This window comes from Shewanella sp. UCD-KL12, from assembly GCF_001957125.1.
GTDB lineage: Bacteria > Pseudomonadota > Gammaproteobacteria > Enterobacterales > Shewanellaceae > Shewanella.
The window spans coordinates 59,616-73,137 of record NZ_MPHJ01000020.1 but is presented as its reverse complement, the minus strand read 5'-3'; the positions used below and the strand labels follow the sequence as shown (position 1 = coordinate 73,137).

At 43.6% G+C, this 13,522-nt stretch carries 11 protein-coding genes; 8 read left to right on the top strand and 3 right to left on the bottom strand.

The window, feature by feature from the left end; translation table 11 throughout:
• Window positions 1-74: 74 nt before the first annotated feature.
• Together BM736_RS22400 and pepQ are read right to left on the bottom strand one after the other, a co-directional pair.
• A complete protein-coding gene (locus BM736_RS22400) occupies window positions 75-689 on the bottom strand; it encodes a YigZ family protein (protein WP_076416472.1) in 615 nt (204 codons plus the stop codon).
• A 130-nt stretch (window positions 690-819) separates the two neighbouring features.
• The gene (gene pepQ / locus BM736_RS22395; RefSeq protein ID WP_076416470.1) at window positions 820-2,139 is read right to left on the bottom strand and encodes a Xaa-Pro dipeptidase; all 1,320 of its coding nucleotides are present in this window, start codon (window positions 2,137-2,139) and stop codon (window positions 820-822) included.
• Window positions 2,140-2,456: 317 nt separating this feature from the next.
• On the opposite strand from pepQ, the gene fadB reads away from it, so the two are divergent.
• The 7 genes from fadB to BM736_RS22360 all read left to right on the top strand — a co-directional run bounded on the left by fadB (window position 2,457) and on the right by BM736_RS22360 (window position 11,468).
• On the top strand, window positions 2,457-4,610 hold the full coding sequence (fadB, locus tag BM736_RS22390; RefSeq protein WP_076416468.1) for a fatty acid oxidation complex subunit alpha FadB: 2,154 nt from the start codon (window positions 2,457-2,459) through the stop codon (window positions 4,608-4,610).
• Window positions 4,611-4,628: 18 nt separating this feature from the next.
• The gene (gene fadA, locus BM736_RS22385; RefSeq protein WP_076416466.1) at window positions 4,629-5,792 is read left to right on the top strand and encodes an acetyl-CoA C-acyltransferase FadA; all 1,164 of its coding nucleotides are present in this window, start codon (window positions 4,629-4,631) and stop codon (window positions 5,790-5,792) included.
• 168 nt (window positions 5,793-5,960) lie between these two features.
• Complete coding sequence (locus tag BM736_RS22380) at window positions 5,961-6,467, top strand: GNAT family N-acetyltransferase (RefSeq protein WP_076416464.1); 507 nt, start codon at window positions 5,961-5,963, stop codon at window positions 6,465-6,467.
• Window positions 6,468-6,484: 17 nt separating this feature from the next.
• Window positions 6,485-6,952, top strand: a complete 468-nt coding sequence (gene ybaK, locus BM736_RS22375) for a Cys-tRNA(Pro) deacylase (RefSeq protein WP_076416462.1) — start codon at window positions 6,485-6,487, stop codon at window positions 6,950-6,952.
• A gap of 163 nt (window positions 6,953-7,115) precedes the next feature.
• Window positions 7,116-7,385 carry a sulfurtransferase TusA gene (gene tusA, locus BM736_RS22370; protein WP_143562466.1) on the top strand — a complete coding sequence of 90 codons (270 nt, stop codon included), beginning with the start codon at window positions 7,116-7,118 and terminating at the stop codon, window positions 7,383-7,385.
• Between the two features lie 53 nt (window positions 7,386-7,438).
• Window positions 7,439-7,876: an MOSC domain-containing protein gene (locus tag BM736_RS22365; RefSeq protein WP_076416459.1), complete on the top strand. Its 438-nt coding sequence runs from the start codon at window positions 7,439-7,441 to the stop codon at window positions 7,874-7,876.
• A 343-nt stretch (window positions 7,877-8,219) separates the two neighbouring features.
• Complete coding sequence (locus BM736_RS22360; protein ID WP_076416458.1) at window positions 8,220-11,468, top strand: amidohydrolase family protein; 3,249 nt, start codon at window positions 8,220-8,222, stop codon at window positions 11,466-11,468.
• Between the two features lie 378 nt (window positions 11,469-11,846).
• Here the strand turns inward: BM736_RS22360 and BM736_RS22355 are convergent, their stop codons facing one another.
• Entirely contained in the window at window positions 11,847-12,431 is a 585-nt protein-coding gene (locus tag BM736_RS22355) for a DNA-3-methyladenine glycosylase I (RefSeq protein WP_076416455.1), read from the bottom strand.
• 179 nt (window positions 12,432-12,610) lie between these two features.
• Here BM736_RS22355 and glyQ point away from each other — a divergent pair, with 179 nt between their 5' ends.
• Complete coding sequence (gene glyQ, locus BM736_RS22350; protein WP_076416452.1) at window positions 12,611-13,516, top strand: glycine--tRNA ligase subunit alpha; 906 nt, start codon at window positions 12,611-12,613, stop codon at window positions 13,514-13,516.
• Window positions 13,517-13,522: the final 6 nt, after the last annotated feature.

The following is a 13,522-nucleotide window of genomic DNA, read 5'->3' as shown; positions in this document are numbered from 1 at the left end:
CGCACATTTCACCATTTTCGCACATTTAGATAACTCATCACAGATGGCATACTAAAACATCAACAAACCACTTATTACAACTCAAAGTCAGCAATGAGTTTTCCTTGGCTAATCGTCGCCAAATCAATATTCAATTCTTGTTGATACCGTCTGGGGAGCTCGAAGCTTACTGTCACTGTATCGCTAAAGTTTCTATCTGAAATTACCCCATCGTATTTTTTCAGTAAAAACTCCACATCTTGCAGCTGACCATATTCACACCTCAATAAACCAGGGTAACGAACCTGCTTCAGCTCTGTCTCAAGTTGTGTGAGCCCTTGTTTGATGCCCGAACTATAGGCTCGAACTAAACCACCAACACCAAGTTTAGTCCCACCAAAATAACGAACGACAATTGCGCCTATCTCACCAATATTGGCCCCCTGTAGCGTGGCTAACATTGGGCGACCAGCGCTCCCGGCAGGCTCTCCATCATCACTGGAGCCAATATCCACACTATTTCCTGGCTCTGAGCACACAAAAGCATAGCAATAATGGTTAGCACCAGGATATTCCGCCCTCACGTTAGTAAGTACACACTTCAGCTGTTCCACCGACTGGCAATGAAAAATAAAAGAGATAAAGCGGCTATGCTTTATCTCCTCTTCAACGATTAAATCCACAGATGGGATCTGATAACTATCGTTCAATACAAGTCACTCTTGTTCAAGGCTCACAAGCCTTTCATGTTTATTTAGAGGCCAAAAATGCTCTGAATTAGCCTCTATCTAATAGTTAATTTCAACACGATTAATGCCAAGTAAGCATCAAGCAGTGAGATTAATCTAATCCGTATTCTCGGGTCATATTTTCATTTCTATCGGCATGAACGATGACATTATCTTCAATTCTAATACCACCGAATGGACGCAATTTGTCTATGGTGTCCCAATTGATTTGAGTCTGACGCTTGTCCTGCTTTAAGCCTTCAAGAAGTGAGTCAATAATATAGATCCCAGGCTCTATGGTCAGCACTTGATTTACAGCTAATGTTCGAGTGCATCGTAAGAAAGGATGAGCCTCGGGTGCTGAGATATGTGTGCCACGTTCATCGTGAAGGAAGCCGCCCATATCATGAACTTGTAACCCCAACATATGACCTAATCCATGAGGGAAAAATACATTGGTGATCCCCTGCTCAATTAAACCTTCTACATCGCCGGTCGCAATATTAAAATCTAGCATTATCTGGCCAATTTTTTTGTGAGTTTCAATATGAAGATCCACATATTTAACTCCCGACTTCATCAAATCAACCAACTCGAGTTGCGCGCGATTCATCGCAGCAATCAGATCACTAAAGATATTCTTTTCAAATGAATAGGTACGGGTAATATCTGAAGCATAACCAAAGAAGTTTGCCCCAGCGTCTATAAGGAATGACTGTCTTGGGTGGGGACTGGCATGCTCAAGCTTAGTGTAATGTAAAATTGATGCATTACGATTTAACGCTACTATATTTGCGTAAGGAACTTCATTCTCCCCTTGGTTGGTCGCAGTCAAGTAGGCTTGCTGGATCTCAAATTCACTCGCACCATTATAGAAAGCATTTTTAGCTGCGACATGACCACCGACAGCAATTTCATTTGCTCGCCTTAAACATTCAAGCTCATATTGAGTTTTAGTTGCTCTGTGATAATGCAGATAACTCATCACGGCATCAGGGTTTCTAGTTTTAAAGCCAAGCACTTCCGCTACATCTAAATGCTCACCAATATATGCCCATTGACCTATATCTTTAGGCAGGAGATCAGCCACCTTATCAGCCTTAGTCAGTAGTTTTATCTCAATATGCTCACTCCAGAAGTTATCTGGAACATCGGCCACTTTATGCCAAAAATCTACTGGGCGATAAAAAATCAATTGCGGCTTATCTTTACCATTGACCAACAACCAGCAATGAGGATTATCTAAAACGGGTAACCAAGCTTTAAAGTGAGGGTTAACCTTAAAAGGGTAATCCATATCATCTAAAAACTGCCGATGTGGTTGTCCAGAGTGGATCACTAAACCAGATAAATTTTCGCGAGAAACAATGTCTGCCACACGGCGATTCAATTCAGTGATATGAGCAAGGTAATGATTAGCGAGCAGATCCATGGCTACATCCTATTATTAGTTGTTCTTATTACTTAAAACGTACTAAGTATAGCGAGTAGTTCGCGCTCATTATCAACACGATTGACTACACTTTTTAAAAGCTATTTAACACTTGAAAGCAGTCTAACATAAAGCAGAAAAAACCCTCTACCAAAGCGACAATCAAACAAGTGTTTAAATTGGGTGTTGTAATTTACTTAATTTCGTCGCACACTGACAAGCAACTGGTCAGATGATGACCTAAGGCGAGATAGTAAATTACCCTACCACTAGTTATAAATATTCTAAGACGGGTATCACGCAAAAGGAAGCAAGCAATGATCTACCAAAGTCCTACGATTCAGGTTGAGTTACTTGAAGATAACATCGCTCGGCTCTGCTTTAATTCAGCAGGTTCAGTCAATAAGTTAGATAGAGAAACCATTGACTCACTCAACGCTGCACTTGATGCAATTAAACAAAATTCAGCCGTCCAAGCTTTAGTCCTAACCTCTGGTAAAGGTGCCTTTATTGTTGGCGCTGATATTACAGAGTTCCTTGGGCTTTTCGCTCAAGACGATAGCGTACTTCTTCCTTGGATAGCGGAAGCAAATGTAGTTTTCAACAAAATTGAAGATCTACCTTTCCCTACTATCTCAGCCATCAATGGTTTTGCACTGGGCGGTGGCTTTGAAACCGTTCTGGCTACCGATTTCCGTATCGCAGATACGAGCGCACGAGTAGGTCTTCCTGAGTCAAAACTAGGCCTAGTTCCAGGCTTTGGTGGTACCGTTCGTCTACCACGCCTTATCGGTACAGATAATGCGCTTGAGTGGATAACGAGCGGCAAGGACCAACGTCCTGAAGCAGCATTAAAAGTGGGGGCAATCGATGCAATCGTAGCACCTGAAAAATTAGAGTCGTCAGCAATTCAAATGCTGAAAGATGCTGTGAGTGAAAAGCTTGATTGGCAGTCTCGTCGTGCTCGTAAGCAAGCCCCTCTTACCTTACCGAAACTAGAAGCTATGATGTCATTTGCAACAGCAAAGGGCATGGTATTCAAGATTGCAGGTAAACATTACCCAGCTCCAATGACAGCGATTAGTGTCATAGAGCAAGCAGCTAGCCTGGGTCGTGCAGAAGCATTAAAAGTCGAGCATCAGGCATTTATCAAGCTAGCCAAAACTGATGTTGCTCAGGCACTCATCGGCATATTCCTTAACGACCAGTTGGTCAAAGGTAAAGCAAAGAAAGCGGGTAAGCTCGCTAAGAATGTTGATACAGCCGCCGTACTCGGTGCAGGTATCATGGGTGGCGGTATCGCTTATCAAAGTGCCAGTAAAGGCACACCGATTGTGATGAAAGATATTGCTCAACCTGCTCTAGATTTAGGTCTAGGTGAAGCCTCTAAGCTTCTTGCAGCGCAGATTAAACGTGGGCGCTCTACACCAGAGAAGATGGCTAAGGTGCTTAACAACATCACAGCCACTCTAGACTACACTCCAGTTAAAGATGTCGACGTGGTGGTAGAAGCTGTTGTCGAACATCCAAAAGTTAAGTCTATGGTGCTCGCTGAAGTTGAGCAGAATGTTGCAGATGATGCCATCATCACCTCAAACACATCGACTATCTCAATCAACCTACTCGCTAAATCGCTCAAAAAGCCTGAACGCTTCTGCGGCATGCACTTCTTTAACCCGGTACATAAGATGCCGCTTGTTGAAGTTATCCGTGGTGAAAATAGCTCTGAAGAGACAATAGCTTCTGTCGTAGCTTATGCCAGCAAGATGGGTAAAACCCCTATCGTTGTTAATGACTGCCCAGGTTTCTTTGTTAACCGCGTACTCTTCCCATACTTTGCTGGCTTCAGTGGTCTACTTGCCGATGGCGCGGACTTCGCAGCTATCGATAAAGTGATGGAGAAGCAGTTCGGTTGGCCAATGGGCCCAGCATACTTACTGGATGTTGTCGGTTTAGATACGGGTCACCATGCACAAGCTGTAATGGCTGAAGGCTTCCCAGATCGCATGGCAAAAGAGGGCAAAGATGCCATCGATATCATGTTCGATGCTGAGCGCTTCGGTCAAAAGAATAGCAAAGGCTTTTATTCATACTCTGTCGACCGTCGCGGCAAACCAAAGAAAGATGTCGATGCTGTGAGTTATGAATTGTTAGGCGCTGAATTCGGTGAGCTTAAGCAGTTTGAATCTGATGAGATCATCGCTCGTACTATGATCCCAATGATCATCGAAACAGTACGCTGTCTCGAAGAGGGAATCATAGCCACGCCAGCTGAAGCCGATATGGGGCTAGTTTATGGCCTAGGTTTCCCACCATTCCGTGGCGGCGTATTCCGTTACATTGATACCATGGGTGTTGCTAACTTCGTTGCACTTGCCGATAAATATGCTCACTTAGGTGGCCTGTATCAAGTCACTGATGCTATGCGTGAACTGGCTGCAAATAATGGCAGTTACTACCAGACTAAATAAGTGGGAAGGAATAAAACAATGAAACAAGCAGTTATCGTAGATTGCATCCGTACTCCCATGGGCCGCTCTAAGGCTGGAGTATTTAGAAATGTACGTGCAGAAACTCTCTCTGCAGAATTAATGAAGGCGCTTGTTAAGCGTAATCCTCAATTAGATCCGAACACCATTGAAGATGTTATTTGGGGTTGTGTACAGCAAACGTTAGAGCAAGGCTTCAATATCGCTCGTAACGCATCTTTGCTTGCCGGCCTGCCTAAGCAAATTGGCGGTGTGACAGTTAACCGTTTATGTGGTTCATCAATGGATGCATTACATCAAGCAGCTCGTGCAATCATGACAGGTCAAGGTGATGCATTTATCGTTGGTGGTGTTGAACACATGGGTCATGTGCCAATGAACCATGGTGTCGACTTTCACCCAGGTCTTGCCAATAACGTAGCAAAAGCATCTGGCATGATGGGTCTTACAGCTGAGATGCTTGGCAAGATGCACGGCATTACTCGTGAGCAACAAGATGAGTTTGCAGTACGCTCTCACCAACGTGCACATGCAGCTACCGTTGAAGGCCGTTTCGCTAACGAAATTCATCCAGTAGAAGGTCATGACGCAGATGGCGCACTCATCACAGTAGAACATGATGAAGTGATTCGCCCTGAAACATCGGTTGAGTCACTATCGGGTTTACGCCCAGCATTTGATCCTGCTAACGGTACAGTAACAGCTGGAACCTCTTCAGCTCTTTCTGACGGTGCTTCAGCCATGTTAGTTATGGAAGAGGAGAAAGCCAAAGAGTTAGGTCTGCCTATTCGTGCACGTATCCGCTCTATGGCTGTTGCTGGTTGTGATGCTGCCATCATGGGTTATGGACCAGTTCCTGCGACGAAGAAAGCTTTAGAGCGCGCTAATTTATCTATCGACGATCTCGATGTTATTGAGCTTAATGAAGCTTTTGCAGCTCAATCACTGCCATGTGTGAAAGACTTAGGCTTGATGGATGTCGTCGATGACAAGATTAACCTCAATGGCGGCGCGATAGCACTCGGCCATCCACTAGGTTGCTCTGGTACCCGCATATCTACGACCTTGATCAACTTGATGGAAAGCAAAGATGCTAAATATGGTCTAGCCACTATGTGTATCGGCTTAGGTCAAGGTATTGCGACCATCTTTGAAAGACCTTAAGTTTCTCTCGTCTGAAAGATGAAAAACAAAGACCCTAATGATAAGTTCCTAGGGTCTTTTTTATGTTCCACGTGGAACATCCCCTATCATTATTCACTTCCCGCCTCTTGAACAAGGACACAAAATCTGTCAAAAATAGTCTACCTCAAATAAGTCTGGAGCTAAAAGATGGAGCTAGTATTACTAGCAGATCAACCTGAAGCAATCCCACAAATTGCCAAATGGTATAGTGATGAGTGGGGCTATATTTCTTCGGACAATAATACTAATGACGCTAGCCGCTCGACCCATGCCTTGGAAAGCAAACTAACGGGTTACCTGAATCGCGATGAGCTGCCTTTAATCTTATTAGCTGTAGAAAAAGATAACGATGGCAAGAAGCGAATTATCGCAGCCGCCCAATTACGTTTTCAAGAGATGACCACCTACCCTGAAACATCACATTGGCTCGGCGGTGTCTATGTAGATAAAGCTCACAGAGGCAAATCAGTAGCACAAAGACTGATAAACGGTATCTTAGCTTTAACCCAAAAATATGGTGTGAAGGAGTTATATCTTCAAACTGAAGATCACTCAGGTGGCCTCTATAAGAAGATGGGCTGGGAAAGCATCGAGCAAGTGACCTATCACAACATCGACGTATTGGTGATGAAGTTAGAGATAAATCAAATTTAAAGTGAAGAGCGAAAAATATGACGCCTGCGATTAATGCATTAAAAAAGGCCAAGATAGCATTCACCACTCATGAATATCAGCATGAAACAGGCTGTGACTCCTATGGGCTAGAAGCTGTTGAAAAGCTGAATCTTGAAAGTAGATATGTATTTAAAACTTTAGTTGTGCAACTCGATAGCAAACAGCTAGTGGTAGCCATTATTCCCGTCGACACTAAACTCAACATGAAACAGATTGCCAAAGCTGCTAAAGCCAAAAAAGCTGTTATGGCCAATAGTGATGACGTACAACGCTCAACCGGTTACAAACTTGGCGGTGTCAGCCCTATCGCACAGAAAAAACGGCTAATAACATTTGTAGATCTGACAGCAGAAAATCTCGATAGAATTTACGTCAGTGGCGGGCAAAGGGGACTGGATATCGCACTTGAACCAGAGCAACTTCTGTTGATGACTCAAGCAAGCTATGCACCACTGACGGGCTAATACAAAATAGCTAAAGCAGCAAGCTGGTTCACAAGCCCTTTCTCACAAAACCCATCCAGCAACTTGGAATATTTAAGACACTGGAGTAATATTAGTCACCTCTTTATAAGCGCCCTCCTCTGATTTAAAGTTGGTTTGAAGGCATAAAAATGGTTGAGGAATTATGAGCGACCAAGTGAGTGATATAATTATTGATGGCACTAATCAAGCTGACCACCACCTAGATGCACTAGGACTAAGATGTCCAGAACCTGTGATGATGGTGCGTAAATCAGTCCGTAAGATGCTACCTGGTGAAACTCTGCTTATACTTGCAGACGATCCTGCCACAACCAGGGATATTCCCAGCTTCTGCGAATTTATGGATCATAAACTTATATCCAGTAGCACTGATTCCACACCCTATCAGTATCTAATCCAGAAAGGTCTTTAGCCAGTTTAAAGTGACTTAATTAAGCGCCAACAATCATAGCAAAGGAACTCACTATGTCGTCATTAAAAGCCATTGGATTTAAACCAGTTAAACAGCAGCCCATGACACTTGTATCGAGTGCAAATGTCACCTGCAGTGCTGGTGTCGAACAAGATTTCTTTGGTCGGCCAGGAAAGCGACAAGTTACAGTTATGTCCCAAGAGCAATGGCAAACCGTTTGTGAGGAGTTAAATACTCAACTTCCTTGGACCACTCGTAGAGCAAATCTATTAGTCGAAGGACTCAGTTTCTCTGCTGACAATATTGGTAAAACACTACACATAGGTGCATTAAAGCTTGAGATCACAGGTGAGACTGACCCATGTAAGAAGATGGAGATTGCACACTCAGGCCTTGAAGCAGCACTAACACCTGATTGGCGTGGCGGTGTCACCTGCCGTGTACTCAATGATGCTGAAATTTTTGAAGGTGATAGCGTTCAGCTAATCTAAATGTAATCCTCTATGGCTCGCAAGCACCTCAAGTAACCTTCGAACCATAGAGGCTCCACCTCAATCTAAGAATCTTATCTAATACCAATCACACTTCCCTCGATACCACTAATAGCCCCCTCTCGTTTCAAGCGCAGATATTAACAAAATTGCTACACGATAATTGTTTTACCCATGCCTTAAATATGCGATAAAAGACGAGCAAAATTAACTTGCATACAGCATACAAAAACACAAGCGTCACAATTAATAACAATTCAGCTTGCTGTTAACTGGCATGATACCGACTGATGTTTCAGTACATTGCCAGCAATAGTCATAATAAGAGTATCCAGGGATAAAAATGATAAAACACACATTAACACCACTATGCGCAGCAATCGCACTGAGCTTTAGTAGCTCGGTTATGGCGAGTGAGTCTGCAGCCGATACTAAATGGCAGGTCAATGCACCAGCCAATGCCCCATTACAGCAAGTAAAAATCGATGTATCTGAAGGTACATGGATGAACTTAAGTGTCAGTCCTGATGGTGAACATATCGTGTTTGATATGTTAGGTGACATCTATCAGATCCCGATGAAAGGTGGCGACGCTAAAGTGCTTGCCGAAGGGATAGCGTGGCAAATGCAGCCAACCTATAGCCCAGATGGTAAATATATCGCTTTTACTTCAGATGAAGATGGCGGTGATAATATTTGGATCATGGATGCCGATGGTAGCAACCCTAGACCTGTAACCAACGAGACCTTTCGACTGCTAAACAGTCCAGCTTGGAGCCCTGATTCTCAATACCTTGTCGCTCGTAAGCACTATACTGGCTCACGTAGCCTTGGCGCTGGTGAAGTATGGATGTATCACGTCGCAGGCGGCAAAGGAGTAAAGCTTACAGAACGTCCTAACGAGCAGAAAGATCTAGGTGAACCAGCCTATTCACCAGATGGCAGATATATTTACTTCAGCCAAGATGCAACCCCAGGGAAAACCTTCCACTACTCTAAAGACTCAGTCAAAGGCATCTACAAGATAAAACGTTACGATACTGAAACGGGTGATATTGAAGTTTTAGTTCAAGGTACAGGTGGTGCAATTCGACCAACCCCAAGCCCGGATGGTGATAAGCTGGCTTATATCAAACGTGATGGATTCCAGTCTTCCCTTTATCTATTAGATCTAAAGTCTGGCCAGCAAGAGAAACTGTACGGCAACTTAGATAGAGATATGCAAGAGACCTGGGCTATCCATGGTGTTTACCCAACCATGAGCTGGACCAGTGATAATGAAGAGATACTCTTTTGGGCTGGCGGAAAAATAAATAAGTTAGATGTAGCGTCTAAAAAAGTTAACCAGATCCCCTTCTCAGTTAAAACTGAACTTGCTGTGCAACCTGCGGTTCGTTTCAAACAAGACCTAGATAAAGACGTATTCGACGTAAAGATGTTGCGTATGGCTCAGGTATCACCCGACGGTAAAAAAGTCGTTTATGAAGCCCTAGGCAAACTTTGGCTTAAGAGCTTACCTGATGGAAAACGCACTCGTCTCACTAAGCTTGATAGCGAATTACGTGAGCTATACCCTCAATGGTCAAGAGATGGTAAGAGTGTTGTTTTCACTACCTGGGATGATAAAGAGCAAGGCACTGTTAAGGTCGTTAGCGTTAGAAATAAGCGCAGTAAAACGCTAACTCAAGAGCCAGGTAAATATGTCGAACCAACCTTTTCGCCTGATGGTTCATTTGTCGTGTACCGCAAAGCTAAGGGTGGCTATATCACCCCAAAAACTTGGTCACAGGAAACTGGCCTCTATAAAGTAGATATCAAAGGTAAGCAAAATACCCGCATCACGCCTGATGGATACCAGCCACAGTTTGGTGCAGATCCTGAGCGAGTTTACTTTATGGATCAGGGCGAGACACCTGAGTTTTCCTCTATCAATCTGCATGGTTTTCAAAAACGTACCCACTACACTAGCAAGCTAGGCACTGAATTCCGTATATCTCCTGATGGAAAACAACTCGCTTTTGCTGAACGATTCAAGGTATGGGTCACGCCATTTGCTAAACATGGCGAGACTATCGAGATAGGTCCAAAGGCAAATAACCTCCCAGTTAGTCAGCTTAGTGTTCGTGCTGGTGAGAGTATTAGCTGGAGTGGTAATAGCGAGCAGCTTTACTGGACCTTAGGACCTGAACTTTATCAGATGCCCGTCGATAAGCAGTACATTGACAAGCGCACTGCTAGCACAAGCAAAAACGATACCGCTGACAGTGTTAAAGCAGACAAAGTGAAACCTAGTATTATTGATTTAGGCTTCACTCAGGAAGCAGATGTTCCACGTGGAACAATTGCTTTCGTGGGTGGCAAGATCATCACAATGGAAGATGACAAGATCATTGAAAATGGTGTTGTGATTATCAAAGACAATAAAATTGTCTCTGTTGGTGATGCATCAACTGATATCCCAAGCGATGCAAAAGTGATGGACATTAAAGGTAAAACCTTAATGCCAGGTCTGTTTGATGCCCATGCTCATGGTGCTCAAGGTGAAAATGAGATCATTCCCCAGCAAAACTGGGAACTTTACTCAAACTTGTCTTTAGGTGTGACGGCTATTCATGATCCATCAAATGACACCACAGAAATTTTCGCGGCGTCGGAGCAACAGAAAGCCGGTAATATTGCAGGTCCTCGTATCTTCTCCACAGGTACTATTCTCTATGGTGCAAATGGCCCAGGTTATACTTCACACATAGACTCGCTCGATGATGCAAAATTCCACCTTGAACGCCTAAAGAAGGTTGGTGCATTTAGTGTTAAGAGCTATAACCAGCCACGCCGTAATCAGCGTCAACAAGTTATAGCTGCGGCCCGTGAACTCGAGATGATGGTTGTACCTGAAGGCGGAAGTTTACTGCAACACAACTTAACTATGATTGCTGATGGTCATACAGGTATAGAACACTCATTGCCTGCTGCATCTATCTACAGTGATATTAAGCAGTTCTGGAGTCAGACAGAAGTTGGCTATACACCCACCTTAGTTGTGGCCTATGGCGGTATTTCTGGTGAGAACTACTGGTACGATAAAACTGATGTATGGGCTCACCCAAGACTCTCTATGTATGTCCCTAATGATATGCTCAATGCAAGATCGATGAGACGCCCTACTGCACCAGATGAACATTACAATCATTTTAATGTCGCGCGTGTAGCCAATGAGATGAACGACCTTGGTATCAAACCAAACATTGGTGCTCATGGTCAGCGTGAAGGTTTAGCTGCTCACTGGGAGATGTGGATGTTTGCCCAAGGTGGTATGTCGAACCTTGAGGTATTAAAAACCGCAACGATTAACCCAGCCAAACATTTTGCTATGGATCATCAAATTGGTTCAATCAAGCAAGGTAAGCTCGCGGATCTTATTGTCATTGATGGTGACCCACTTGAAGATATTCGAGTCACTGATCGAGTCACCTATACTATGGTAAACGGCAAACTCTACAACGCCGAAACCATGAACCAACTTAATGGTGGTTCAAAAAATAGAGGAAAAGAGAGAAAACCATTCTTTTTTGAATCTTCTTTAAAGGAGTAATGGCTCACTCTAAATCGATTTTAGGAAAATTATTTTTTGAATGCTTTTTTGAGTATTTTTGAAATGAAAGGCCAAAAATAGATAAGCCTGCTTCATGAGCTTAAAATAAGAAAAAGGGTGTTCCACGTGGAACACCCTTTTTAATGAAGGTAAAGACGATGGGTTCCGTCCTAAATGACGCTATCACTAATCGACGCTAGGCTGTTCAAAAGCAAGAGGTACATCTAGACACCCACTTCCGTCATATCATCTGTATTTGTATCTAAGCCCTAACACCCTAGCATCTTCACGCTCCGTACTTCCCTCGCTTTAACAGAGAGTACAACGAGCATCCAACAGGTGCAGCAGTGATCTTAACTTCCCCCTTCTTAGCCCACCTTATTTTTGATTATTTTTATAACAAAAACAATCTGTTGTATGGTCATTAACCATTCCAACCGCCTGCATAAATGCATAACAGATAGTTGGCCCAACAAAATTAAACCCCAGCTTTTTCAAAGCTTTAGACATAGCTTCGGATTCAGGTGTTTGTACTGGCAGCTGATTACTGTCTTCAAAATGGTTAACCTTAGGTTCACCACCAACAAAACTCCAAAGAAACTCAGAGAAGCTTTGCCCCTGCTCGCCCTCGATACCTGAAAAGTGGGCCATGTAGCCACGAGCGTTTTTTATAATTGAGTTAACCTTGAGTCGATTTCGAACGATGCCCTTATTTTGTAATAACGCCTCAATTTTTGCATCATCGAACTTGGCAACGATTGCAGGATCAAAATGAGCAAAAGCGGCCTCATAGTTTTGCTGCTTCTTTAAAATAGTGAGCCATGAAAGACCTGCTTGTTGACCGTCTAAGCAGAGTTTTGCAAATAATTCCTGACTATCAAAAACTGGTCTCCCCCAAACATAATCATGATAATCACGATAAATTTGCTGCTCGCCGACCCAGCCACAACGCTTCTTATCCATGGACTTGCTCCCAAATCTCAAAATTTCTCGGTATTTCCTTTATGAGATAAAAAATAACCTACATATGACTATTTCTTCAAGGTATAATCGAAACCATTTTTTTAATTTCCGAGCTGACTCTATAGGTAATATGCACATAGAGAGAAGCTGGTATCATCCTGACGGCGTAGATAGTAGACATGACGACGAAACATGACGTAAAGACATTCCAAGGGTTCATAATGACCCTGCAGGAGTACTGGGCGCAGCAAGGTTGCGCCATTGTTCAACCTTTAGATATGGAGGTTGGCGCTGGTACTTTCCACCCACAAACATTCTTACGCTCTTTAGGCCCAGAGCCTATGAGCAGTGCTTACGTGCAGCCATGTCGCCGCCCTACCGATGGCCGTTATGGTGAAAACCCTAACCGTCTGCAACATTACTATCAGTTTCAGGTAGTGCTGAAGCCTTCACCAAGTAACATTCAAGAGCTATTCCTTGGCTCACTAGAAGCACTTGGCGTAGATATGGGTGTCCATGATGTCCGCTTTGTAGAGGACAACTGGGAATCTCCGACTTTAGGTGCTTGGGGCCTAGGTTGGGAAGTTTGGCTAAACGGTATGGAAGTCTCTCAGTTCACTTACTTCCAGCAAGTGGGTGGCTTAGAGTGTAGCCCTGTAACGGGTGAGATCACTTATGGTCTCGAACGTCTTGCTATGTATATTCAGGAAGTTGATAGTGTCTACGATCTTGTTTGGACTGATGGCCCTATGGGCAAGATCATGTATGGCGATATTTTCCACCAAAATGAAGTTGAGCAATCAACTTATAACTTCGAACATGCCGATGTAGATGTACTATTTACTATGTTCGATGACTGTGAAAAAGCTTGCCAGCGCCTTTTGTCATTAGAGAAACCTCTTCCTCTTCCTGCCTATGAGCAAGTAATGAAAGCCTCTCATGCATTTAACCTGCTCGATGCTCGTCACGCCATCTCAGTGACAGAACGTCAGCGTTATATCCTACGAGTCAGAACTATGGCTAAAGGTGTTGCAGAGTCCTATTATCAAGCCCGTGAAGCTCTTGGCTTCCCAATGTGTAAGTAGAGGTAA

Excerpts from the sequence above, each read along its gene's own strand:
- BM736_RS22360 (WP_076416458.1), top strand. The coding sequence starts at position 8,220 with ATGATAAAACACACATTAACACCACTATGCGCAGCAATCGCACTGAGC.
- fadB (WP_076416468.1), top strand. The coding sequence starts at position 2,457 with ATGATCTACCAAAGTCCTACGATTCAGGTTGAGTTACTTGAAGATAAC.
- BM736_RS22365 (WP_076416459.1), top strand. The coding sequence starts at position 7,439 with ATGTCGTCATTAAAAGCCATTGGATTTAAACCAGTTAAACAGCAGCCC.
- BM736_RS22355 (WP_076416455.1), bottom strand. The coding sequence starts at position 12,431 with ATGGATAAGAAGCGTTGTGGCTGGGTCGGCGAGCAGCAAATTTATCGT.
- ybaK (WP_076416462.1), top strand. The coding sequence starts at position 6,485 with ATGACGCCTGCGATTAATGCATTAAAAAAGGCCAAGATAGCATTCACC.
- fadA (WP_076416466.1), top strand. The coding sequence starts at position 4,629 with ATGAAACAAGCAGTTATCGTAGATTGCATCCGTACTCCCATGGGCCGC.
- glyQ (WP_076416452.1), top strand. The coding sequence starts at position 12,611 with ATGACGACGAAACATGACGTAAAGACATTCCAAGGGTTCATAATGACC.
- tusA (WP_143562466.1), top strand. The coding sequence starts at position 7,116 with ATGAGCGACCAAGTGAGTGATATAATTATTGATGGCACTAATCAAGCT.
- pepQ (WP_076416470.1), bottom strand. The coding sequence starts at position 2,139 with ATGGATCTGCTCGCTAATCATTACCTTGCTCATATCACTGAATTGAAT.
- BM736_RS22380 (WP_076416464.1), top strand. The coding sequence starts at position 5,961 with ATGGAGCTAGTATTACTAGCAGATCAACCTGAAGCAATCCCACAAATT.